Annotated in this window: 18 protein-coding genes and 1 riboswitch; of the genes, 14 read left to right on the plus strand and 4 right to left on the minus strand. The window is 67.8% G+C overall.

Annotation, left to right across the window (positions count from 1 at the left end; all coding sequences use genetic code 11):
- Positions 1 to 2 precede the first annotated feature (2 nt).
- The 10 genes from AC3A3Q_RS10575 (at position 3) to AC3A3Q_RS10620 (ending at position 15,103) form a co-directional block, all read left to right on the plus strand.
- Positions 3 to 1,334 carry an acetyl ornithine aminotransferase family protein gene (locus tag AC3A3Q_RS10575; protein ID WP_487586218.1) on the plus strand — a complete coding sequence of 444 codons (1,332 nt, stop codon included), beginning with the start codon at positions 3 to 5 and terminating at the stop codon, positions 1,332 to 1,334.
- A 5-nt stretch (positions 1,335 to 1,339) separates the two neighbouring features.
- Positions 1,340 to 3,868 carry a CehA/McbA family metallohydrolase gene (locus AC3A3Q_RS10580; RefSeq protein WP_487586219.1) on the plus strand — a complete coding sequence of 843 codons (2,529 nt, stop codon included), beginning with the start codon at positions 1,340 to 1,342 and terminating at the stop codon, positions 3,866 to 3,868.
- A gap of 4 nt (positions 3,869 to 3,872) precedes the next feature.
- On the plus strand, positions 3,873 to 5,936 hold the full coding sequence (locus tag AC3A3Q_RS10585; RefSeq protein ID WP_487586220.1) for a S9 family peptidase: 2,064 nt from the start codon (positions 3,873 to 3,875) through the stop codon (positions 5,934 to 5,936).
- On the plus strand, positions 5,933 to 7,150 hold the full coding sequence (locus tag AC3A3Q_RS10590) for a DmpA family aminopeptidase (protein ID WP_487586221.1): 1,218 nt from the start codon (positions 5,933 to 5,935) through the stop codon (positions 7,148 to 7,150). The genes AC3A3Q_RS10585 and AC3A3Q_RS10590 overlap by 4 nt, the downstream gene beginning before the upstream one ends.
- A gap of 44 nt (positions 7,151 to 7,194) precedes the next feature.
- Positions 7,195 to 8,523 carry a Xaa-Pro dipeptidase gene (locus AC3A3Q_RS10595; protein ID WP_487586222.1) on the plus strand — a complete coding sequence of 443 codons (1,329 nt, stop codon included), beginning with the start codon at positions 7,195 to 7,197 and terminating at the stop codon, positions 8,521 to 8,523.
- Positions 8,524 to 8,617: 94 nt separating this feature from the next.
- The gene (locus tag AC3A3Q_RS10600; RefSeq protein WP_487586223.1) at positions 8,618 to 9,991 is read left to right on the plus strand and encodes an APC family permease; all 1,374 of its coding nucleotides are present in this window, start codon (positions 8,618 to 8,620) and stop codon (positions 9,989 to 9,991) included.
- A gap of 65 nt (positions 9,992 to 10,056) precedes the next feature.
- On the plus strand, positions 10,057 to 11,253 hold the full coding sequence (locus tag AC3A3Q_RS10605; protein ID WP_487586224.1) for an aminomethyl transferase family protein: 1,197 nt from the start codon (positions 10,057 to 10,059) through the stop codon (positions 11,251 to 11,253).
- Positions 11,253 to 12,833: a phytoene desaturase family protein gene (locus AC3A3Q_RS10610; RefSeq protein WP_487586225.1), complete on the plus strand. Its 1,581-nt coding sequence runs from the start codon at positions 11,253 to 11,255 to the stop codon at positions 12,831 to 12,833. Before AC3A3Q_RS10605 ends, AC3A3Q_RS10610 begins: the two co-directional genes overlap by 1 nt.
- Positions 12,834 to 12,835: 2 nt before the next feature.
- Positions 12,836 to 14,356: a phytoene desaturase family protein gene (locus AC3A3Q_RS10615; RefSeq protein WP_487586226.1), complete on the plus strand. Its 1,521-nt coding sequence runs from the start codon at positions 12,836 to 12,838 to the stop codon at positions 14,354 to 14,356.
- A gap of 45 nt (positions 14,357 to 14,401) precedes the next feature.
- The gene (locus AC3A3Q_RS10620; protein ID WP_487586227.1) at positions 14,402 to 15,103 is read left to right on the plus strand and encodes a DUF998 domain-containing protein; all 702 of its coding nucleotides are present in this window, start codon (positions 14,402 to 14,404) and stop codon (positions 15,101 to 15,103) included.
- Between the two features lie 51 nt (positions 15,104 to 15,154).
- Here the strand turns inward: AC3A3Q_RS10620 and AC3A3Q_RS10625 are convergent, their stop codons facing one another.
- Positions 15,155 to 16,267, minus strand: coding sequence for an aromatic ring-hydroxylating oxygenase subunit alpha (locus AC3A3Q_RS10625; protein ID WP_487586228.1), 1,113 nt, complete (start codon positions 16,265 to 16,267; stop codon positions 15,155 to 15,157).
- 251 nt (positions 16,268 to 16,518) lie between these two features.
- Here AC3A3Q_RS10625 and AC3A3Q_RS10630 point away from each other — a divergent pair, with 251 nt between their 5' ends.
- Both AC3A3Q_RS10630 and AC3A3Q_RS10635 read left to right on the plus strand, forming a co-directional pair.
- Positions 16,519 to 17,139, plus strand: coding sequence for a hypothetical protein (locus AC3A3Q_RS10630; protein WP_487586229.1), 621 nt, complete (start codon positions 16,519 to 16,521; stop codon positions 17,137 to 17,139).
- Positions 17,140 to 17,154: 15 nt separating this feature from the next.
- The gene (locus AC3A3Q_RS10635; protein WP_487586340.1) at positions 17,155 to 18,369 is read left to right on the plus strand and encodes an NAD(P)/FAD-dependent oxidoreductase; all 1,215 of its coding nucleotides are present in this window, start codon (positions 17,155 to 17,157) and stop codon (positions 18,367 to 18,369) included.
- Positions 18,370 to 18,783: 414 nt separating this feature from the next.
- On the opposite strand, the gene btuB is transcribed toward AC3A3Q_RS10635, so the two are convergent.
- The 3 genes from btuB to AC3A3Q_RS10650 all read right to left on the minus strand — a co-directional run bounded on the left by btuB (position 18,784) and on the right by AC3A3Q_RS10650 (position 21,975).
- Positions 18,784 to 20,649, minus strand: a complete 1,866-nt coding sequence (btuB, locus tag AC3A3Q_RS10640; RefSeq protein WP_487586230.1) for a TonB-dependent vitamin B12 receptor — start codon at positions 20,647 to 20,649, stop codon at positions 18,784 to 18,786.
- A 162-nt stretch (positions 20,650 to 20,811) separates the two neighbouring features.
- Positions 20,812 to 21,043: riboswitch (cobalamin riboswitch) on the minus strand.
- 60 nt (positions 21,044 to 21,103) lie between these two features.
- Positions 21,104 to 21,493 carry a TfoX/Sxy family protein gene (locus AC3A3Q_RS10645; RefSeq protein WP_158732299.1) on the minus strand — a complete coding sequence of 130 codons (390 nt, stop codon included), beginning with the start codon at positions 21,491 to 21,493 and terminating at the stop codon, positions 21,104 to 21,106.
- The gene (locus tag AC3A3Q_RS10650) at positions 21,490 to 21,975 is read right to left on the minus strand and encodes a GAF domain-containing protein (RefSeq protein ID WP_200608788.1); all 486 of its coding nucleotides are present in this window, start codon (positions 21,973 to 21,975) and stop codon (positions 21,490 to 21,492) included. Before AC3A3Q_RS10650 ends, AC3A3Q_RS10645 begins: the two co-directional genes overlap by 4 nt.
- Before the next feature lie 63 nt (positions 21,976 to 22,038).
- On the opposite strand from AC3A3Q_RS10650, the gene bioD reads away from it, so the two are divergent.
- Entirely contained in the window at positions 22,039 to 22,728 is a 690-nt protein-coding gene (gene bioD, locus AC3A3Q_RS10655) for a dethiobiotin synthase (protein ID WP_487586231.1), read from the plus strand.
- A 159-nt stretch (positions 22,729 to 22,887) separates the two neighbouring features.
- Complete coding sequence (locus AC3A3Q_RS10660) at positions 22,888 to 24,081, plus strand: efflux RND transporter periplasmic adaptor subunit (RefSeq protein ID WP_487586232.1); 1,194 nt, start codon at positions 22,888 to 22,890, stop codon at positions 24,079 to 24,081.
- Positions 24,082 to 24,083 lie beyond the last annotated feature (2 nt).

Raw genomic sequence — 24,083 nt, forward strand, 5'->3', positions numbered from 1 at the left:
CCATGCGCAACGACCACATCCATACCGAACTGCCTGGCCCGAAGGCGCGCGCGATGATCGAGCGCGACGCGCGGGTGATCTCGCCGTCGTACCCGCGCGATTACCCGTTCGTGATGTCGCACGGCCGCGGCACGCAGGTCTGGGACGTCGATGGCAACCGCTTCCTCGATTTCGCCGCCGGCATCGCCGTGTGCAGCACCGGCCACGCCCATCCGCAGGTGGTGCAGGCGGTGAAGGACGCGGCCGACCAGTTCCTGCATATCTCCAGCGATTACTGGCACGAGCAGATGACCGGGCTCGGCGAGCGCCTGGCAAAGATCGCACCGATGAAAGGCGGGGAAGCGATGAGCTTCCTGTGCCAGTCCGGCACCGAGTCGGTGGAAGCGGCGATCAAGCTGGCGCGCTACGTCACCGGCCGGCCGCGTTTCATCGGCTTCCTCGGCGGCTTCCACGGCCGCTCGATGGGCTCGCTGGCTTTCACCTCCAGCAAGTACACCCAGCAGAAGGGCTTCTTCGCCACGATGCCGGGCGTCACCCACGTGCCGTACCCGAATCCGTACCGGCCGCTGTTCGCCGGCACCGACCAGGGCGTGGCCGTGCTCGACTACATCCGCATGCTGTTCGAACGCAGCGTGCCGGCGGCCGAAGTCGCCGGCATCCTGGTCGAGCCGATCCAGGGCGAGGGCGGCTATGTCGTCCCGCCAGAGAGCTTCCTCGCCGGGCTGCGCGAGCTGTGCGACGAGCACGGCATCCTGCTGATCTTCGACGAGGTGCAGTCGGGCATCGGTCGCAGCGGCCGCATGTTCGCCAGCCAGCACTGGGGCGTGAAGCCCGACATCATGACCCTGGCCAAGGGCCTGGGCTCGGGCCTGCCGATCGGCGCGATGGTCGCCTCGGCCAGCCTGATGTCGCAGTGGAAGCGCGGCGCGCACGGCAACACCTACGGCGGCAATCCGCTCGCCTGCGCGGCGGCCAATGCCACCATCGACCTGGTCGCCGGCGGCTTCGCCGACAATGCCGACCAGGCCGGTGGCTACTTCACCTCCAAGCTGCGCGAGCTGATGCGCGATTACGCCTGCATCGGCGAAGTGCGTGGGCGCGGCCTGATGATCGGCATGGAACTGGTCGAATCCGATCCGGCGCGCACGCCGGCACGCGCGCTGTGCGATGCGGTCATCACCCGCGCGTTCCACAATGGCCTGTTGCTGCTGTCGTGCGGCACCAGCACCGTGCGCTTCATGCCGCCGCTGAACGTGGAGCGCGCCGAGATCGACGAGGCGATCGCGCTGCTGCGGATCAGCCTCGACGAAGCGCTGGCCGGAACGCGGGGCTGAGCCGGATGCGCAGCCGCCGCTCGTTCGCCGCGACCGCATTGTTGCTGGCGGTCGCGCTTGCTGGCATGGGCAACGTCGCCGCGGCCGGTCGCGAGCCCGTGCTCAAGCAGGTCGACCTGCCGCACAGCTACTACTGGCGCGAACTCTACCTGCCGCAGCTGACCACCGGCCCGTCGTCGGCGAGTTTCCTGCCCGACGGCCAATCGCTGGTGTACAGCATGGCTGGCTCGCTCTGGCGCCAGCGCATCGGCGAGACCGAAGCGGTCGAGCTCACCCACGCGCAGGGCGCCTACGACTACCAGCCCGACGTCGCCCGCGACGGACGCAGCGTGGTGTTCACCCGCTACGACGGCGCCGCCATGGAACTGTGGCGGCTCGACCTCGCCAGCGGCCGCGCGCAGGCGCTGACCAGCGGTGGCGCGGTCAATGTGGAGCCGCGTCTTTCGCCCGACGGCAAGCGACTCGCGTGGGTGTCGACGCAGGGCACCGGCCATTTCAACCTGTTCATCGCGGAGATCGACGGCAACGGCCTGCACAACGCCAGGCCGTTGCTGGGCGAGCGCCGCAGCACGCTCGATCGCTACTACTACTCGGCGGTCGACCATGCGATCAATCCGTCGTGGTCGCCCGATGGCAAGCGGATCGTCTTCGTCGGCAACGCCGAGATCGCCTGGGGCAGCGGCGATATCTGGTCGGTCAGCCTCAACACCCGCGCCCCGGTTCGCATCCTGCGCGAGGAAACCAGCTGGAGCGCGCGCCCGGAACTGGCGCCCGACGGCCGCCGCCTGCTGTACGCCGGCTACCACGGTCGCCAGACCCACCAGCTGTGGCTGAGCACGATCGATGGCGCGCCGCCGTTGCCGCTGACCTTCGGCGAAGGCGATCGCCGCAACGCGCGCTGGTCGCCCGATGGCCGCCGCATCGCCTTCATCGGCCAGGACGCGAACGGCAACACCGCCTTGTCGGTGATGGACGTGATCGGCGGTGCGACGCAGGCGGTGGTGGCGAAACAGCGACGCACGCTTGCCCCGACCGCACGCCTGCAGATCCAGGCACGCGACGGTCGCGGCCGCGACGTGCCCGCGCGTGTGAGCGTGCAGGGCAACGACGCCCGCGCCTACGGACCGGCCGATGCCTGGATGCATGCCGACGATGGCTTCGACCGCGCGGTGCAGGCGACCGAGAGCCACTACTTCCACTGCGCGTCGCCGTGCGTACTCGACGTGCCGGCCGGGAGCACTTCGGTCACCGTGCAGCACGGCTTCGCCCACGTGCCGTGGACGCGCAGGCTCGACCTGGCCGCGGGCAGCGCGACCACGCTGCGCGCGGACCTGCAGGCACAGGCGCTGCCGGCCGCGTTCGGCAAGTGGCTCAGCGCCGACCTGCACGTGCACATGAACTACGGCGGGCACTACTTCAACTCGCCCACGCACCTGGCCTTGCAGGCCCGCGCGGAGGACCTCGACGTCGTCGAGAACCTGATCGTCAACAAGGAACAGCGCATCCCCGACATCGGCCACTTCGGCGAGTCGGTGGATACCGGTCCGGTGCGCATCGCCAATGCGCAGGAGTTCCACACCAGCTTCTGGGGCCACCTGGGCCTGCTGAACCTGCGCGACCACTACCTCACGCCGGACTTCTCCGCCTATCGTCACACCGCGATGGCCAGCCCATACCCGCACAACGGCGTGATCGCCGATCTGGCGCATGCGCAGCAGGGCGTGGTCGGCTACGTGCATCCGTTCGACACCGTGCCCGACCCGGCGAAGGATCCGGTACTGAGCCACCAGCTGCCAGCCGACGTCGCCAACGGCAAGGTCGATTACCTCGAAGTGGTCGGCTTCAGCGACCACAAGGCCACCGCCGCTGTCTGGTACCGGCTGCTGAACCTCGGCTACCGGCTTGCGGCCGGGGCCGGCACCGATGCCATGGCCAATTACGCCTCGTTGCGCGGACCGGTCGGCATGAATCGCGTGTTCCTCGAGCAGCGTGGTGGCGAGGACATGCTGGCATCGCTGAAGCAGGGCCACAGCTTCGTCAGCAATGGCCCGCTGCTGGGTCTGCTGGTGTCCGACCGGAAGCCTGGCGACACGCTGGCGTTGGCTGCGCCGGGCCCGACGAAATACAAGATCGCGCTGCGCTCGCCGGTGGCCGTCGATCACCTCGAGCTGGTCCACAACGGCCGCGTGGTGAAGCAGTTCGAGCTCGGCGGCGACCGTCGCAGCTTCGATGGCGAGGGTGACGTTGACGTGGGGCAGGGCGGCTGGTTGCTGCTGCGCGCCTGGAACGATGGCGCCGACCCGCAGCTGCTCGACCTGTACCCGTATGCGACCACCAATCCGGTCTGGCTCGACGTCCCCGGTGGTGCACCGCCGGCGCGAGAGGACGCCGCCTACTTCGCCGCCTGGCTCGGCCGCGTGATCGAAGCCGCCGACGCCCGCGACGACTACAACGACGCCGAAGAGAAACGTGCGACGCTCGATTACCTGCGCGCGGCGCAGGCCATCTACCAAGGCAAGGCGAGGGGGAAGTGAGCTGATGCCGATGCGACGACGCTGGATAGTACTGTGCCTGGCCGCGACCTCGCTGGCGGCGCAGGCCGCAACGCCGCCGCCGCCCACGCGTTTCGGCATCGCCGATCTTGACCGGCTGGCCGACGTCGCCGAACCGGACCTGTCCGCCGACGGTGCCGCGCTCGTCTACAGCGTGTCGACCGTCAACCGCGCCGAGGACCTCACCCAGACCGACCTGTGGCGCGTCGGCTACGACGGCAGCGCCCGCAAGCAGCTGACCAGCACGCCCAAGAGCAGCGAGTCGCGGCCGCTGTGGTCGCCCGATGGGAAGTCGATCGCCTACCTGTCGGACGCTCCGCCGCCGCGCAAGCCCGAGGCTGGCAAGGAAGGCGAGGGCGGCGACGAAGAGGAAGAAGAGGAAATCAGCCAGGTCTGGCTGATGCCCGCCGCCGGTGGCGCCGCCCGCCGCGTGACCTCGTTCGCCAGCGGTGTCGACGATTTCGTCTGGTCGCCCGACGGCAAGCGCGTGGCGGTCATCGTGCGCGATCCGGAGCGTCCGGCCGGCGTGCCGGAACCGAAGAACCCGCCGCCGATCGTCACCACCCGCTACCAGTTCAAGGAAGACGGCACCGGCTACCTCGACGGTCACCGCACCCATCTGTACGTCGTCGACATCGACACCGGTCGCGCCGAGCAGATCACCTCCGGCGACCACGACGAACTGCTTCCGGCCTGGTCGCCCGACGGCAAGCTGATCGCGTACGTCAGCAAGCGCGGTGTCGACCCGGATCGCCATCTCAACTACGACATCTACGTGGTCGAGCCGCGTGCCGGCGCGACCGAACGCCAGCTCACCACGTTCCCCGGTTCCGACCTGGATCCGTACTGGGAAACGCGACCGTCGTGGAGTCCGGACAGCAGCCGCATCGCCTACCTGCAAAGCGGCGAGGACAAATGGATCTACTACGCACCGTGGCAGCTGGCGGTGGTCGACGTCGCCGGCGGCAAGGCGCGCCTGGTCGCGCCGATCGACCGCTGCGTCACCAAGCCGCACTGGTCGCCTGATGGCCGCCACCTCTACGCGCTGGTCGAGCGCAGCCGGGTCACCCGTATGGAGAAGGTCGACGCCGACAGCGGCGAGATAACCGAGCTCACCCACGGCAACCGGTTCGACTATGACCTGGCGGTTTCAGGTAACGACCGCGTGGTCGTGCTCGGCGGTGACGACACGCATCCCTACGAAATCTCTGCGGTCGAACCGCAGGGCCTGCGCGCACTCACCGACCACAATGCCTTCCTGAGCCAGCGCACGCTGGCGGCAGTCGAGCCGATCGCCTTCAAGAGCGATGGCATCGATGTCGAAGGGCTGCTGGTCAAGCCGGTCGGGTACCAGCCCGGCCAACGCTACCCAACCATCCTGCGCATCCACGGCGGACCGGTCTACCAGTTCAGCCATGAGTTCATGGCCGACTGGCAGGTGTATGCGGCGCAGGGCTATGCGGTCGTCGCGGTCAATCCGCGCGGTAGTTCCGGCCGCGGCTTCGACTTCGCCCGCGCGATCTATGCCGACTGGGGCAATGTCGACGTGAAGGATGTGGTCGCCGGCGTCGAGCATGTGGTCGGGATGGGCATCGCCGATCCGCAGCGCCTCGGCCTCGGCGGCTGGAGCTACGGTGGCATCCTCACCAACGCCGTGATCGCCCGCGACACCCGCTTCAAGGCCGCCATCAGCGGTGCCGGCGCGTCGAACATGTACGCGATGTACGGCCATGACCAGTACGTGCGCGAGTACGCACTCGAACTGGGCACGCCGTGGAAGGACCGCGAGCAGTACGACCGCGCCAGCTATCCGTTCCTGCATGCCGACCGCATCACCACGCCGACGATGTTCCAGTGCGCGCAGGACGACTTCAACGTGCCGTGCCTGGGCGCCGAACAGATGTATCAGGCCTTGCGCGCGCAGAACGTTTCGACGCAACTGGTCGTCTACCCCGGGCAGAACCATCAGCTGACCGTTCCCAGCTACCTGAGCGACCGCCTGACGCGCAACCTTGCGTGGTACGACCGCTACCTGAAGGACGCACCGTGACCCGACCCTGCACCGGTAGGAGCGAGCTTGCTCGCGAACAACGCCGCCGCAAGCCTTTCGCGAGCAAGCTCGCTCCCACGCTGCTTGCGTTGCTGGCGATCACCACCGCACACGCGGCCGAGCCACGCGCCCGCGACCTGGGCATCCCGTTCGAAGGCACGCCCGGCACGCTCAACGCGATCACCGACGTCGCCGGCGTCACCGTCGGCCAGGTCACGCTGATCGAGGACCTCGCCGACGGCCACAAGGTGCGCACCGGCGTTACCGCGATCCTGCCGCGCGGCAAGGCCAGTCTTGATACACCGGTGTTCGGCGGCTGGTTCGCGCTCAACGGCAACGGCGAGATGACCGGCACCGCCTGGATCGACGAGTCCGGCCAGGTCGAAGGCCCGGTGATGCTGACCAACACCCACAGCGTCGGCGTCGTCCGCGATGCCGTGATTGCCGAGCGGGTGAAGGCCGGTGGTGCCGACGCCAGCGGCTACTGGTGGTCGCTGCCGATCGTCGCCGAGACCTGGGACGGCCACCTCAACGACATCAACGGCTTCCACGTGAAGCCCGGGCACGTCGCGCAGGCGTTGCGCGATGCGCGCGACGGCCCGGTCGCCGAAGGCAACGTCGGCGGCGGCACCGGCATGATCTGCCACGAGTTCAAGTGCGGCATCGGCACTGCCTCGCGACGCATCAACAGCGACGGCCACGACTACACCGTCGGCGTGCTGGTGCAGGCCAACTACGGCGTGCGCGACCCGCTGCGCATTGCCGGTGTGCCGGTCGGGCAGTTCCTGCGCGACGACCGCGTCTATACCGATGCCGCGATCACCGGCGACACCGGTTCGATCGTGATAGTGGTGGCCACCGACGCGCCGCTGCTGCCGCACCAGCTCAAGCGGATTGCAAAGCGCGCCGGCATGGGCCTGGCGCGCATGGGCAGCTACGCCGGCAACGGCTCGGGTGACCTGTTCCTCGCCTTCTCCACGGCCAATGCGCCAGCCCAGGGCCCCGGCGCGCTGCATCAGGCGCAGTTCCTCGGCAACGACAACGTCGACGGTCTGTTCGAGGCGACGGTGCAGGCGACCGAGGAGGCCATCGTGAATGCCATGGTCGCTGCGCGCGACATGCGCGGCGAAGGCGGCCGCTACGCCAACGCCATCCCGCACGCACCGCTGGTGAAACTGCTCAAGCGCTACGGCCGCTACCAGGCGCCGAAGTGAATCCGCGCCCCAATCCAATATGAACCCCCTTCTTGGCTGACCCGATGACCCATCTCACGATCAAGGCGCTGGCCGCTGCGCTTGCGCTCACCCTGGCCGGCGCCAGCGTTGCCGCTACTCCCGACATCGTCGTCGTGCGCGCCGGCCACCTGGTCGACGTCGACCACGGCCGCGTCCTCAACGACCAGGCGATCCGCATCGAAGGCGAGCGCATCACCCGCGTGGAACCCTGGTCGGCCACGGCCGCCGGCGATGCCCGCGTCCTCGACTGGTCGGGCTACACGGTCCTGCCGGGCCTGATCGACCTGCACACCCACCTGGTCGGCGACATCCAGTCCGACAACGTCGCCGCGCCGCTGATGAGCACCTCCGCGCGCGACGCCCTGGTCGGGGTGCGCAACGCCCGCGACACCCTGCGCGCCGGTTTCACCACCGTCCGCGATGTCGGCACCTATCGCGCCTTCACCGATGTCGCCCTGCGCAACGCCATCAACGAGGGGATCGTCGAAGGCCCGCGCATGTTCGTGGCCGGCACCTACGTAACCGTCAGCGGCGGTGGTGGCGAAGTCACCGGACTGGCGCCGGACGTGCAGGTTCCCGCCGACATGCGCCGCGGCGTGGCCAACTCCGAGGCGGAGATCCGCCAGCGCGTGCGCGAGCTGATCGCCGGCGGTGCCGACTTCATCAAGCTGATCGCCACCGGCGCGGTGCTCGCCAGCGGCACCGAGCCGGGCGCGCCGGAGTACAGCGAGGCCGAGATCCGCGCCGCGGTCGAGGAAGCGGCGCTGCACGGCACCTTCGTCGTCGCCCATGCCCACGGCGCCGAAGGCATCAAACGCGCCGTCCGCGCCGGCGTGCGCTCGATCGAGCACGGCTCCTACCTCGACGACGAAGGCGTCGCGCTGATGAAGAAGCACGGCACCTGGCTGGTCGCCGACGTCTACAACGGCGACTACATCGAGGAGATCGGCCGCCGCGACGGCTGGCCCGAGGAGATCCTGCGCAAGAACAAGGAAACCACGCAGACCCAGCGCGACGGCTTCGCCAAGGCGGTCAAGGCCGGCGTGCGCATCGGCTTCGGCACCGACAGCGGCGTCTACCCGCACGGGCAGAACGCGCGCCAGTTCGCCTACATGGTGCGCAACGGGCAGACGCCGATGCAGGCGATCAGCTCGGCCACGATCAGTGCGGCGAAGTCGCTGGGCCGCGACGCGCAGTTCGGATCCGTGGCCGCGGGCAAGTCGGCCGACCTGATCGCCGTCCAGGGCGACCCGCTGGCGGATGTCGAGGTGCTGCGCCGGGTCGAGGCGGTGATCGCCCAGGGCAGGGTGGTCTGCGCGGCTCCGGAGGACCGCTGCAGCGGATCCCGTTGAAGTCCATGATGGCGATCGACTAAATAGACGGTCATCTGGCGACACAATCCGCAGGACGCGCACCGCAGTAACGACTGAACAGGGGTGGCAAGGCATGCAGGACCCGCGCGTCAACGAGGCTGGCACGACCCAACACTGCGACACCCGTCCGGAGCGCAAGCTCGGGTTCTGGATGTGCACCGCGCTGGTGGTGGGCAACACCATCGGCATCGGCATCTTCCTGTTGCCGGCGTCGCTGGCGCCGTATGGCTACAGCGCGATGCTGGGCTGGGTCATCACCGTGGTCGGCTGCCTGGCGATGGCGCGGGTGTTCGCCCGCCTCGCGCGCGACATGCCCTCCTCCGACGGCCCCTACGGCTACATCCGCGGCACGCTCGGCGAGATCCCGGCCTTCGTCGCGATGTGGTCGTACTGGATCGCGACCTGGATCACCAATGCCGCCATCGCCATTGGCGTGGTCGGCTACCTCGACACCCTGTTCCCGGCGCTGCGCGAAGTACCAGCCTCGCTGCAGGCAGTGACCTTGCTGTGGATGTTCGTGCTGGTGAACCTGCTGGGCGTGCGCGCCGGCGGGCGCGTGCAGATCGTGACCACCGTGCTGAAGCTGCTGCCGATGCTGACGGTGGCCGGGCTCGGCATCTGGCTGCTGCTGACCCATCCGTCGAGCTACACCGAAAACCTGCCGACGCAGCCGGTCAGCCTGGCGCCGCTGATGGCGGCTTCGACGATTGCACTGTTCGCGATGCTCGGTTTCGAATCGGCGGCCGTGCCGGCCGACCGCGTGCGCGACCCGGGTCGGACCATTCCGCGCGCGACCATGGTCGGCACGATGATCACGGCCGTGATCTACCTGGTGGTCTCGTCCGTGCCGCTGCTGCTGATCCCGGCAGCCGAACTGGCGCAGTCGAAGGCGCCGTTCTCCGACCTGCTCGACCGCCTGGTCGGTGGCGGCTACGGCCGCGCACTGTCGCTGTTCGTGGTCATCAGCGGCCTGGGTGCGTTGAACGGCTGGGTGCTGCTGGTCGGTGAACTGACCCGCACCATTGCCTGCAACGGCGGCCTGCCGGCGTCGTTCTCGCGCAGCAACCGCTTCGGTGCGCCGGCGCTGGCCCTGGTCGCGACCGGCGTGCTCGCCAGCGCGATGATCCTGATGAACTACAGCAAGTCGCTGGTGCAGGGCTTCACCTTCATCACCACCGTGGTGACCGCCGCCAACCTGCCGCTATACCTGTGCTGCGCACTGGCGCTGCTGGTGCTGTGGCGCCGCGGCCAGCGGCCGGCCAACAGCGACATGCTGGTGATCGCGATCCCGGGCCTGGCGTATGCGACTTTTGCTTTCATCGGCCTCGGCAGCGAGCCGTTCGGCTGGGCTATCGTACTGGCGGCCGCCGGTCTGCCCGTGTACGCGCTGCTGCGCATGCGCAACGGCCGCACCAGCCCGCTGCTGCCGCCGGCCGCGAAACCCTGACCACTCGCCTTCGGTTCCACCCGCCATCCGATCGACCCGCAGTACCGCACGCACGCAGGACTCCCATGCTGGAACTAAAACGCACGCCCTTCCACGAGCGCACCTCGCGCCTGTGCCTGCCGCAGAACTGGCGGCGCTGGGCCGGGCACATCGTGGCCGGCTCCTACGACCTGCACCTGGACCGCGAGTACTGGGCGATCCGCGACGGCGTCGCCGCGATCGACGTCTCGCCGCTGATGAAGTACATCATCACCGGCCCCGACGCCGCGCGCCTGCTGCACAAGCTGACCCCGCGCGACGTGCAGAAGATGGCGGTCGGGCAGGTCGGTTACACCGGCTGGTGCGATGAAGAAGGCAAGCTGCTCGACGACGGCACAATCTCGCGCCTGGCCGAAGACACCTTCCGCCTGACCTCGGCCGAGCCGTCGCTGCGCTGGCTGTCGATGAATGCCGTCGGCATGGACGTGACGATCACCGAGGTCACCGAGGATGTCGCCGCGCTGAGCCTGCAGGGCCCGAAGTCGCGCGCGGTACTCAACCGCTGCTGCGCCAAGACCCTCGACAAGCTCAAGTACTTCAAGGTGATGGCGAACACGCTGGCCGGCAAGCCGGTCACGATTTCGCGCACCGGCTACACCGGCGACCTCGGTTACGAGATCTGGATCGACAAGGCCGACGCGCTGCACGTCTGGGATGCACTGATGGAAGCCGGCGGCGATTACGGCATCGTCCCGTGCGGCATCCTGGCGATGGACATGGCACGCGTGGAAGCGGGCCTGTTCATGATCGACGTCGACTACACCGCCGCCAACCACGCCTGGATCGAAGGGCAGAAGTCGACGCCGCTGGAGATGGGCCTGGACTGGGCGGTGCAACTCGACAAGCCCGGCTACTTCGTCGGCCGCCGCGCACTGGAGAAAGAGAAGCGCGAAGGTTCGGCGTGGAAGCTGGTCGGCTTCGAGGTCGACTGGGAAAAGATGGAGCCGCTGTTCGCCCGCGTCGGCCTGCCGCCGCAGATCCCCGGCATGGCGGTGCGCGAGAGCCTGCCGATGATGCAGGGCGACAAGCAGGTAGGTTACGCGTCCACCAGCACCTGGTCGCCGGTGCTGAAGAAATACATCGCGCTGGTGCACCTGCAGCGCCCGTACTACGAGCCGGGAACGGCACTGACCATGGAAGTCACCGTCGAGCACAAGCGCCTGCAGGCGCCGGGCAAGGTGGTGAAGCTGCCGTTCTACGAGCCGGAGTGGAAGAAGAAGTGATGACCAACCAGTACGACGCCATCGTCATCGGCGCCGGCCACAACGGCCTCATCGCCGCCGCCTACCTGGCGCGCGCGGGCAAGAAGGTGGCTGTTCTCGAACGCCGCGAAGTCGTCGGCGGCGCGGCGGTCACCGCCGAACCGTTCCCCGGCTATCGCTTCAGCCAGTTCTCCTACGTCGTCAGCCTGCTGCGGCCGGAGATCATCCGCGACCTGGAACTGCCCAGGCACGGCCTGAAGATCCTGCCGCTGCCCAGCACCGTCACGCCGATGGACAACGGCGACTACCTGGCCGCGTGGGACGATCACGACCTCACCCGCCAGGAGCTCTACCGCCATTCGCCACGCGATGCCGAAGCGTCCGACGAATACGGCCGGGTGATGGCGCGCGCGGCCAAGGCGATCAAGCCGATCATCGGCCTGGTGCCGCCGGACCCGTCGTCGCTGAGCCTGCGCGACCTCAAGGGCCTGCTCAAGCTCGGCCAGTACGGCAAGAGCCTGTCGGAAAAAGAGCTCTACCAGATCGCCAAGCTGCTCACGCAGTCGGCCGCCGACCTGCTCAACGACTGGTTCGAGTTCGATCCGCTCAAGGGCACCAAGTCGGCCAGCGGCATCATCGGCACGTTCCTCGGTCCGCATTCGCCCGGCACCGCCTACGTGCTGTTGCACCACTACATGGGCGAGATCGACGGCGCCTTCCGCGCCTGGGGCTTCTGCAAGAACGGCAACGGCGGCGTCACCCAGGCGATCGCCAGTTCGGCGCGCGCACTCGGCGTGGAGATCCGCACCAATGCCGCGGTCGAGCAGGTCATCGTCCGCGGTGGCCGTGCCTCGGGTGTCGCGCTCGCCAATGGAGACGAGCTGCGCGCCAAGGTTGTCATTTCGGCGGCGGATCCCAAGCGCAGCTTCCTGCAGTTCGTCGAAGGCAAGCACCTGCCCGACGAGTTCGTGCAGCAGATCAGGAACTTCCGCGTGCGAGGTTCCTCCGGCAAGGTCAACATCGCCTTCAGCGGACTGCCGGACTTCACCTGCCTGCCCGGCGAAGGCCCGCTGCACCGCGGCGCCGTCTCGATCAGCCCGAGCATGGAGTACATCGAGCGCGCCTACGACGAGGCCAAGTACGGCCAGTTCGCCAAGCAGCCGTACATCGACATGATCTTCCCGTCGATGATCGACCGCGACATGGCCCCGCCAGGCCATCACGTGGCGTCGTGCTTCGTGCAGTACGCGCCATACGACATCGAGGGCGGCTGGGACGATGCCAAGCGCGATGCGTTCGGCGAGACGGTGATCTCCACGCTCGAGCGCTACGCCCCGGACATCCGCAGCAAGATCGTCGGCAAGCAGGTCATCACGCCCAAGGACATCGAGCAGATCGCCGGCATCACCGGCGGCAACATCTTCCACGGCGAACTGCTGTTGCACCAGCTGTTCTTCCTGCGGCCCGCGCCGCAGTGGGCGGACTTCCGTACGCCATTGCCGGGCTATTACTTCGGCGCTTCGGGCGCGCACCCCGGCGGTGGCGTGATGGGCGCGGCCGGCAAGATGGCCGCGCAGGAAGTTCTGAAGGACTGGAAGTGATCATGACGAACACGCGATACGACATCCTCGTCGTCGGCGCCGGCCACAACGGCCTGGTCGCGGCGACTTATCTCGCCAAGGCCGGCAAGAAGGTGCTGGTGCTCGAGCAGCGCGACCGCGCCGGCGGACAGCTCGCCACCGACACCCTCGGCGACAGCAGCTTCGACCCGCTGCACGCCGGCGCGCAGCTGCGCCCGGACATCGTCGCCGACCTCGGCCTGGCCAGGCATGGCCTGGCGTACGAGGCCGCGACGCCGTACGTGTCATTGCAGCCCGACGGCAAGCGCCTTCATCTGTCGACCACGCCCGGCGATGCCGCCACGCTCGAATCGATCCGCCAGTTCTCCGCGGCAGACGCCGCGCGCTGGCCCGAGTTCGTCGCCTTCATGGATCGCGCCGCCGCTTTCCTCGACGCGGCCTACCGCACGCCGATGCCGCGCCTGCCGCATGTCGGCCTGGCCGAGGGCTGGCCGCTGGCGAAGCTGGCGTGGACGCTGCGCCGCCTCGGCGGTCGCGACATGTTCCGGGTGATCCGCGCCATGTCGATGTCGACGGTGGAGTTCACCGAGGAGTGGTTCGAGTCGGAGCAGGTGAAGGCCGCGGTGGCGGCCGTCGGCATCCACGGCCATACGCTCGGCTCGATGTCGGCCGGCACGGGTTACACGCTGATGCACAACTGGCTCAACCGCGGTGGCCTCGCCCAGCGGCCGGTCGCGGGCGGCAACGGCAAGATCGCCGAGGCTCTGGTGGCCGCGTTCAAGGCCGCCGGTGGCGAACTGCGCACGGGCGCCGGCGTCGAACGCATCCTGGTCGACTCGCTGCGCGTGTCGGGCGTGCGCCTGCAAAGCGGCGAGGAGATCGCCGCCACGACGGTGCTGTCGGGCGCCGATCCACGCCGCACCCTGCTGGGCCTGGTCGGCGCGCCGGAGCTGCCGCCGGACTTCGTCTGGCAGGTGCAGTCGATCAAGATGCGCGGCGCCGTCGCCAAGGTGCATCTGCTGACCAACGGCAACCACGGCCTGCCGGCGGGAACGCTGGCGATCGCACCTGCGCTGAAGTACCTCGAGCGCGCCTTTGATGCGGCCAAGTACGGCGAGCTGGCGGCAAAGCCCTATCTGGAAATCACCACCGCCGGCAACGTCGTCTCCGTCCACATGCAGTCGGCGCCGTACAAGCTGCGTGGCATGGACTGGGACGAGGCGAGGGCGACGATCGAACGCACCGTCATCGCCAGCCTGGCCGAGCAGTTCCCTGCGCTCGAAGCGTCCGTGCATGAAGTGCGCACACTGACGCCGATCGACCTGGAGCGCGAGTACGGCCTGACCGAAGGCGACCCGAACCACGGACAGCTGATCCTCGACCAGATGTTCTTCATGCGCCCGCTGCCGGGCTGGTCCAACCACGCCACGCCGGTCGATGGCCTCTACCTGTGCGGCAGCGGCAGCCATGGCGGCGGCGGCATCAGCGGCGCGCCCGGACGCAATGCCGCCCAGGCGGTTTTGAAAGCCGGACAAGGCGCGTAAAGTCGGAGGTGGCCGCGAAATCGCGGCCGCCTCGTTGGCACCAACATGAAGGCGACGGCATCCGTCGATGCGGCAGTGCAAGGGAAGCCACGCAGCTTCCTCGACGGCATAGTGCGGCACCGCTCAGGGCTGATCTGCCTGGTGGCAGTGCTCGCCTTCCTGTCGACCTGCATCGTGCTGCAGTGGCTGCGCACCGACCTGGACTGGCGGCAGGATCCGCTCAGTGCCTACCTCAAAGGTCCTTACGGTGGCTGGCTGCGGCTGGCTTATTACTCGCTGAGCATGGCGCTGATCCTGCTGGGCGCGGGCCTGTACCGCGCGCTGCAGCCGCGGGCGCGCAGCGCCGTTCCCGCGCTGCTGCTGGCCCTGGCCGGGGTCGCGCTGGCGCTGACCGCGATCTCCGAAACCGACCTGCCGCTGCTGGACCATGACCAGGAAAACCAGCTGCACCGGCTTGCCGCGCTGACCACGTTCCTGAGCGTGACGCTGGCGATGATGCTGCAATCCTGGCGCTTCCACTACGACGCGATCTGGCGCGTGCACGTGGCATTGGCGTTGCCCTTGGCCGTGGCCAGCTTCATCGCCCTGTGGATCTACGCGTACTGGCACGGCATGCCCGAGGGCCTGCGACAGAAGACAGTGATCTCGATGATCCTGCTCTGGCTGGGGATTGCCGCGTGGTGGTTGCGGCATGAGCAGCTGGTGCGGTTGCAGCCGGTGCCGGATACGCCGCCAGCACCAGACTAGATCGTCATTCCCGCGAAGGCGGGAATCCAAGGACGTTGCCTTGCGATGGCCTCAACCGCCCGCGCTCAGATCCTCATGCAGCAACCGGTGGAACAGATGCTCCCCCGCCTCGCGCCGCACCGACAGCCGTCCGGTCGAATACGCGCGTGAATGCAACCCGCGCTGCACCGACTTGCAGATCGCCATGTCCTCGTCCTGGATCTGCTGCCCGACATCGACGCTGGCGCGGTTGCGCGCATAGGCCGCCTCCGACACATCCTCGAACCAGAAGTCGAAGATCACCTCGGTCTGGTTGACGCCCAGCGGCAGCACGAGGTTGGTGTCCATCATGCCCTCGTACCAGTTGATCATCAGGTTCGGGTGCATCCAGTAGTACAGCGCACGATCGCCGGTGCGCACCGCGGCGTAATCCTCCTGCGCCTTGGCCGTGGTCAGCGGGCTCGACTGCAGGCAGAAGCGGCCGCCGTTCTCGATGGTGTAATTCTTGTAGTCCAGGACGCTGTCCAGGCCCTTGTGCAGGTGCGGGACGTGGTAGCCGCCGTCGAGGTAGTTGTCGACGAACACCTTCCAGTTGCAGTCGAACAGGTAATGGCGGCGTTCGAAGAAGTGCAGCCTGGACAGCTGCAGCGGGCGGATCTGCTCGATCAGGTCGGTGCCGAGGAACTCCTCCAGGCTCGGACCCTGAGCATCCAGGCGCACGAATACCCAGTTCTCCCAGACCGCGGTCGCCACCGGGGCCAGCCCGTGCTGCGAACGGTCGAAGTGGCATTCGCTGTTGAAGCTCGGCGTGCCCTTGAGCGCGCCTTCCAGCGTGTAGGTCCAGCCGTGGTACGGGCAGCGCAGGTTCTGCGCGCAGCCCGACGGCTCGGTCATCACCGCCGCGGCGTGGTGGCGGCAGACGTTGAAGAACCCACGCAGCTCGCCGTCGCTGCCGCGCACCACCAGGATGGGCTCGCCAGCGATCTCGCAGGTGACGTATTGCCCGGGCTCGCGTAGCTGGTCCAGGCGCCCGGCCATCTGCCATGAACGCGAGAACGTCGTGCGCTTCTCGCGCTCGCCGATGCGCTCGTCGACGTACCAGGAGGCAGGAATGGTCGAGGCTTCTGCCAATGGCAATGTCGGATCGTACTGGCCCAGCAGATCAGATACAGATGAAGAATTCATTCGCCTCCCCCGGTGCGCGGGCCGATCCGGCCCCGGACTGCTTCCCCGTCGACATACTTTCCCGCGCCCGGCGACGGTGTCAATGGCAGTCGTCCGTGCGCACGGCGAACGCGTCCAGTCGCTTTCGTGAGCAGGACATTCACTTCGCCGGTTGCTCGGATGTCCACGGCACCCAGCGAATTTTCCACGTCCGGTTAACACCGCGGTGGCTACATGTGGAGCTCGCAAATCAGTCCACTGGAGTCCCGGCAATGGCCAGGAAAGCATCGATCGAACAGGATCAGGTCAACGAACTGCTGTATCAGGCGCTGGAAACCGAAATGGGGGGCATCAAGATCTACGAGACCGCGATCGGTTGCGCCGTCAATGAAGACCTGCGCGAGGAGTGGCAGGAGTACCTGTCCGAGACGAAGACGCATCGCAAGGTCCTGCTCACCGTGTTCGAGCAGCTGGGGCTGGATCCCGAAACGAAGACGCCGGGACGCGAGGTCGTTGGCCACATCGGCGCGTCGCTGGTCGAGGCCATGAACATGGCGCGCAAGAGTGGCGACCCGACCGGAGCCGAGCTGGTGGCCACCGAATGCGTGGTGCTGGCCGAAACCAAGGACCACCACAACTGGGAGCTGATCGGCCAGATTGCCGAGCACACCACCGGTGACCTGGCGAAGGTGCTCAAGCAGGCGCACGACGCGGTGGAGAAGGACGAAGACCATCACCTCTACCACACGCGCGGCTGGAGCCGGGAGCTGTGGTTGCAGTCGCTGGGCATCCCCGCGGTGCTGCCGCCGCCGGAGGAGGTCAAGCAGGTCGAAACCGCGATCGGCGCGGCACGTGCCGAGAAGGCGCGCGAATCGATGCCGAAGAAGCACTGATTGGGGCTCAAGAGCCTGGACCTCAAGAGCGGTTACCCGTACTGGGCCGTCAGCAACGGCCTGATGTACGCCTTTCCGCGGCTTGAAGCGGACGTCCGCTGTGACGTGGCGATCATCGGCGGCGGCGTGACTGCCGCCCTGATCGCCGACGCGCTGGTCGAGGACGGCCACGAGGTCGTTGTGCTGGAGCAGCGCGACATCGGCTGGGGGAGCACCGCGGCGAGCACCGCGCTGCTGCAGTACGAGAGCGACGTGACGCTGGGCGATCTGGCCAAGCAGTACGGCATTTCAGAGGCACTGAAGTCGTACCGCGCCTCTGCAGAAACCATCGGTGAGCTGGAGACGCTGTCGCGTCGCCTGCGCGATGTCGGCTTCGAGCGTGTGCAGAGCGTGTACTACGCCAGCCGCGCCTGGCATCGGCGCAAGCTCCGCAGCGAGTTCGACCTGCGCGCGGAGCACGGTTTCGATGTCGAATGGCTGGAGCCGGAGGAACTGCTGGAGCGCTTCGGGTTCCGCGCGCCGGCGGCGATTGTGAGTACGCCGGCGGCCAGCATCGACCCGTACCGGTTGACTTACCGGCTGTTCCGCGCACTGCAGGGGCAGGGTGCGCAGGTGTTCGACCGCACCTGCGTCGAGCGCATCGAGCCGTCGGCGCGCAAGGTGGATCTGGTCACGGGCGATGGCCTGCGCATCCGCGCCGGGCATGTAGTGGTTGCGGCGGGCTATGCGTCGCAGCAGTGGCTCGACCGGCGCTTCGCCAGCAATCGCAGCAGCTATGCATTCATTTCCGATCCGTTGGACCCTGGGGTCCTGGCATCAATGCGGCGCACGGTGATGTGGGAGACCGCGAGGCCATACCTCTACCTGCGCACCACGCCCGACTGCCGCGTGATCGTCGGCGGCGAGGACGATGCGGTGGACATCCCGGCACGACGCGATGGCCGCGTCGGAAAGAAGTCGCGCAAGCTGATGGAGAAGCTGTCGGGCCTGTTCCCGCAGCTGAAGCCATTGATACCCGCGTTCTCGTGGGCAGGCACCTTCGCCGAGACAAAGGACGGACTGCCGTTCATGGGTGCGAACCGGCAGTGGGGCCCGCGCGTGCTGTTCGCCATGGCCTACGGCGGCAACGGCATCACGTACTCGATGGTTGGGCGCGATCTGATCCGAGCTGCCATCAAGCGGCGGCGGCATCCGCTCGCGGCCTTGTATTCGTTCGATCGGATGCGTTGATCGAGCGTGCATTTCACGGTCTCCGGCGCCCCCTCTCCCCAACTCCTCTCCCACAAGGGGAGAGGGCCTCAACAGCGCGAGTGGGTTTGGAACAACCAATTCCTTTCGCGGGCGTCCGGGACCGAGCTCACCGAGCAGACGTGCGAATGAGCGAGGGCACGGACACCGTCCAGGGCCGTGGCAGGCCGAGTCCGACCCGTGCACCACCTTTACGCGCGCAATGCGCTCTCGCTAACAGTCGAAGTCAACAAAACAACGACAGCTTCCGCAAGGAGGGGGTGGGGTGTATTTCGCGAACAATAAACGGAGCGAAGCGGAGGTTCGCGGAATACACCCCACCTCCTCCACCAGCCAGCCACCCACGCAAGAAAAGGCCCGGCATTGCCGGGCCTTTTCCTGGGTCGAGCCGACGCCTCAGTTCACCGGCGCGTAGCGCAGCGTCAGGAACCACTCACGCCCTGGCTGGTTGTAGAACGCCACCGTCTCGTAATCGCGGTCGAACACGTTCGCCACGCGCGCCTGCAACGTCAGGTCCTGGGTGATGGCGTACTCGGCGCGCAGGTCGAGCGTGCCGTAGCCGCCGAGGCGGCGAGTGTTGGCGACGTCATCGAAGCGCGATCCTTCGCCGACCGCGGTCAGGCCGAAGCGGAACGCACCGAAGGCGCGGTCGACGTCGAGGCGGGCACTGTTCTTCGCACGGCGGGCCAAGTCATTGCCCTCGTAGAAACCGCGGCGGTTCTCGGTGTCGAGGTAGCTGATCGCACCGTTGATGGTCCAGTCGGCGATCGTGGTGTCGGCCGACAGCTCGGCGCCCTGCATGCGCGCCTTCTCGACGTTGTTGGGCAGGTTGATCGCCGCATCGAACGCGATCAGGTCGTCGACGTCGGTGCTGAAGGTGTCGAGGTGGACGTTGAAACCGTCACCCAGGAAGGCCAGGCCCAGCTCCCAGGTCTCGGAGTCTTCCGGGCGCAGGTTCGGGTTGCCGAAGAACGGGAAGTACAGCTCGTTGAAGGTCGGTGCCTTGAATGCGCTGCCGTAGCCGGCGGTGACGCGCCAGTTGTCGGCGAACACCAGGCCCCAGGCGGCACCGCCGGTGGTGTGGCCGCCGAACTGCTCGTTGTCGTCGCGGCGCACGCTGGCTTCGATCGACTGCGCGCCGAACTTGCCTTGGTACTGCACGAACGCGGCCTTGTTGTCGCGCTCGTCCTCGTCGTACGGCGTGGTGCTCTCGACGCTGTCGTTGAGCCAGTCCAGGCCAACGCTGACCAGCTGGCCGGCGGCGATGCCGAAGTCGCCCTGCAGCGTCGCGCTGTCGCGGTTGGTGCTGAAGAAGTCGAGGTAGGTGTCGCCGAGGAAGTTGTCGGACGAGTCGACGTTGCGGCCGGCGGTCAGGTGCACGTCGACGCGGTCGGACGGATGCCAGCGCACTTTGCCGCCGATGACCTGCTGCACGGTTTCGGCACGGTCGGTGAAGTCGCCGTCGAATTCGTTGTCGCCTTCGTTGCGCAGCGCGTGGCCTTCCACGCTCCACTGCTCGGTCAGGTTGATGCCGCCGCGCAGCGACAGCGCATCCTTCTCGTAGCCGTCGCGGTCGGGCTGCGAATCCATGGCGATGAAGCAACCGGCGCCGTCGAAGGTCGCCGGGTCGAAGAAGCCGTTGCAGGCGTTGATGCCGCTGGTGCGGGTGTGCTGGTAGTCGGCACCGAACCAGCCGCGGTCATTGCTGCCGCCGAAACCGACGCCGTAACCGAGGGTGTCGTTGCTGCCGCCGTCGAAGCGCACGCGCGGTGCGAAGGCCTGCTTGTCGCGGCGGGTGAACACCTGGATCACGCCGCCGATGGCGTCGGCGCCGTACAGGCTCGAACGCGGGCCACGGACGATCTCGACGCGGTCGATCATTTCGATCGGCAGGTCCTGGAACGCGGTCAGGCCCGAAGTCGCCGAGCCGACGCGGATGCCGTCGACCAGCACCAGCACGTGGTCGGATTCGGCGCCGCGCAGGAACAGCGTGGTCAGCTTGCCGCTGCCGCCCTGGTTGGACATCGAGATGCCGGCGCGGCCGCGCAGCAGGTCGGGCAGCGAGCGCGCCTGGCTGTGGCGGATCTGTTCGGCGTCGATGACCTCGACCGGTGCCAGCGCGTCGTTGACGCTGATCGCAGTGCGGTTGGCGGTGACGATGACCTGGTCAAGGTTGGTCGGGGCAGTGCCGTCCTGCGCATGGGCGAGCGCGGGTGCGGCCAGCAGGCACGCGACGGCAAGGGACAGATTACGCAATTGCATCGAGGAATCTCCAACGCACGGCTCGGGCCGTGACGGGCAACTGGGACAGTCGCGAAAGGAGAGTGCACGGGGCTGCGGTGTGGGCGCACGGCGCCAACGTCGCCGCCGCGATGCCCTCCGCATCGCAACCAGGGGTGGGCACGGCCGCACAGTCATGTGCAGGCGTGACCCTGCTTCCAGGCCGGTCTCCGGACTCGCGAGTGGAGGGCTGTGCTCTCCGGCGCCGCGCCTTCCCGTGACATGCACAGTGGCGGATGCAGCGCTTGTACTCGCTTACCGTTGCGGGGGCAGTGCCGGAATGATCCCACCCATCTTGAGCGGAGGGACGTCACCGGCTTCCCGTTTCAACCCGCCGGCAGGACGCCGCCGGGTCACCTCGAAGCGGGGCGCAGTCTACGCGATTTTTCCCCGCCTCACCGTCATCCCCGCGAAGGCGGGGATCCAAGGACGTTGCTCAGTCCCGATCCGCCGGCTCATCCAGCAGCGACGGCATCGCCATCGTTTCCTCGGCAACCTGGGTCGTCGTCACCGGGCCTGCCGGCGGGCGGTAGCGCGGCGGCGGCAGCAGGGCGATCGCCGCTTCGGTGGCGGCGATCAGTTCGGCGCGACGCTCGTCGGAGATCTCCTGCCAATGGCAGTCCTGCAGCGCGCCTTCGATGGCGTACAGCAGGTTCAACGTCGGCTTGAAGCCGGCGCGCTTGACGCGCATGAACGCCTCGACGGTCCCGACCGCGGTCAGGTCCTCGCGCGAGCGCAGGCCCACCTGGCGCAGCCAGGCCGCCGACTTGGGACCGATGTTGCGCAGCTTGTCGCCGCCCTTTTCCCCGTTCTTCCCGATACTCATGCCAGCGACTCCACGAAGGCCTGCGCAATCGCCTCCAGGCCGCGCTGGTCGTCGGCGTCGAAGCGGTCGAAGTGCGGGCTGTCCAGATCGAACACGCCGATCAGCTGGCCATCCCCCCCCACAAGTGGCACGACCAGTTCTGAGTTAGACGCAGAATCGCACGCAATGTGGCCAGGGAAGGCGTGGACATCGGCGATCCGCTGGGTCTGGCGGGTGGTCGCGGCGGCCCCGCAGACGCCCTTGTCGAGCGGAATCCGGATGCAGGCCGGCAGTCCCTGGAACGGTCCGACCACCAGTTCGGTGCCGTCGAACAGGTAGAAACCGACCCAGTTCAGGCCGGGCAGGGAGTGGTACACCAGGGCCGAGAGATTGGCGGCGTTGGCCACACGGTCGCGTTCGCCGTGCACCAGCGCCCGCGCCTGCTCGAGCAACTGTGCGTACTGTTCGGGCTTGGGCCCGCTTAGACTTTCGCTGGTGAACATAAATGCCTCTTTCCCGCAGTCTACCAGCGTGCGGCCCCTGAGCTTGCGAGGGACGATCCGGCGATGAACAGGCCCCAGGGCCATGTCGGCTGGTTCGTCACCGGCACCGATACCGGCATCGGTAAATCACTGGCCAGTGCGACCCTGCTGCACGCGCTGCGCGCGCGCGGCCTGCGTGTGGTCGGCATGAAGCCGCTCGCCAGCGGCTGCGAGGTCACCGCAGACGGTCTGCGCAATGAAGATGCACTGTTGCTGCAGGCGGCCAGCGAGCCACGCCCGGCCTATGACGACGTCAATCCCTATGCGCTGCTGCAGCCGCTGGCACCGGAACTTGCCGCGGCCGATGCCGGCGTGACGGTGCAGCTGCAGCCGATCCTGGATGCGCATGCACGCTTGTCGGCGATGGCCGATGCGGTCGTGGTGGAGGGCGTCGGCGGCTGGGCCGCACCGCTGTCGACCGATCTCGACCAGGCCGACCTGGTACGCGCGCTGGATGTGCCGGTGGTGATGGTGGTCGGCCTGCGCCTGGGTTGCATCAACCACGCACGTCTGACCGCGCGCGCGATTGCTGCCGATGGATTGCGCCTGGCTGGCTGGATCGCCAACGACATCGATCCGCACATGGCGCGCGCCGACGACAACTTCACGCTGCTACGCCACCGTTTGCCGATACCTTGCTGGGGACGCCTGCCGTTCCGCGATCGGCCCGATCCCGCCGCACTGGCGCACCTGCTTGCGCCGACCAGCGCTTGAAACGCTCCGCGGGCCTTCTTGTGCCTGATCCGGCGTGATTACCCCGCGTGTGACTTCTGGGGGGTGGGCGGAAAACTCAGAATGCTAGACTGGGCGGTATAGGAATTAAACCAATCTGAGCATCATCGCTCGTACATGACGGAATCGGAGTCCTCCCCCATGGTCAAGAACCCGCGCTCGGTGGCAATGGCCGCCGCGTTGGCCCTCGCACTCACCGCCTGTGGCGGTAAGGATCAGGCACAGGGGGGCGGCATGCCTCCTCCGGAAGTCGGCGTGGTCAAACTGCAACCCGGCAACGTGCCGCTGCAGAAGGACCTCGTCGGCCGTCTGGCCGCATTCCGTAGCGCCGACGTGCGCGCCCGCGTGCCGGGCGTGCTCAAGCAGCGCCTGTACGACGAAGGCACCGACGTGAAGGCGGGCCAGGTGCTGTTCCAGATCGATCCCGACCAGCTGAAGGCGTCGACGGGCCAGTCCCAGGCCGCGCTCGCGGCGGCTGAAGCGACATACGCAAACGCCAAGTCGGCCGCAGACCGCGCCCGTCGCCTGGCACCGCAGAAGTTCGTCTCGCAGTCCGACCTCGACAACGCCCTTGCCGCCGAACGCAGCGCCAGCGCCGCGGTCAAGCAGGCCCAGGCCGCGTTGACCGATGCACGCATCAACCTGGGCTACGCCACCGTGCGCGCGCCGATCAGCGGTCGCGCCGGCAAGCAGCAGGTCACCGAAGGCGCACTGGTCGGCCAGGACACGGCGACGCTGCTGACCACCGTCGACCAGATCGATCCGCTGTACGTGAATTTCTCGGTCAGCGTCACCGAGCTCGAGCAGATCCGTCGCGCCCGCACCGGCGCCGGCACCGGCGAGGGCCAAGTGCAGGTGGTGCTGCCCGACGGCAGCGTCTACCAGCGCACCGGCACCATGGACTTCTCCGGCGACGTGGTCGATCCGGCAACGGGTGCGATCGCGATGCGCGCGCGCATCCCCAACCCGGACAAGAACCTGTTGCCGGGCACCTACGTGACGCTGAAGGCGACGCTCGGCGAGCAGGCCAATGCCTACCTCGTGCCGCAGGTCGGCCTGCTGCGCGATGCCAAGAGCCCGTACGTGCTGGTGGTCGGTGCCGACGGCAAGGTCGCGCGCAAGGACGTCGTCACCGATCGCCTGCAGGGCGACAGCTGGGTCGTGAGCAGCGGCCTGGCCGCCGGCGACCAGGTCATCGTCTCGGGCATCCAGCGTGCAACGCCGGGCCAGCCGGCGAAGGCAGCACCCGTTGCCGCTGCCGGTGAAGGCAAGCCTGCCCAGGACGCCAAGCCTGCCGCCAAGCCTGCCGCCGAGGCGCAGGCAAACAAGGACTGACC

It is taken from the genome of Lysobacter sp. Soil_C_59, assembly GCF_057656415.1.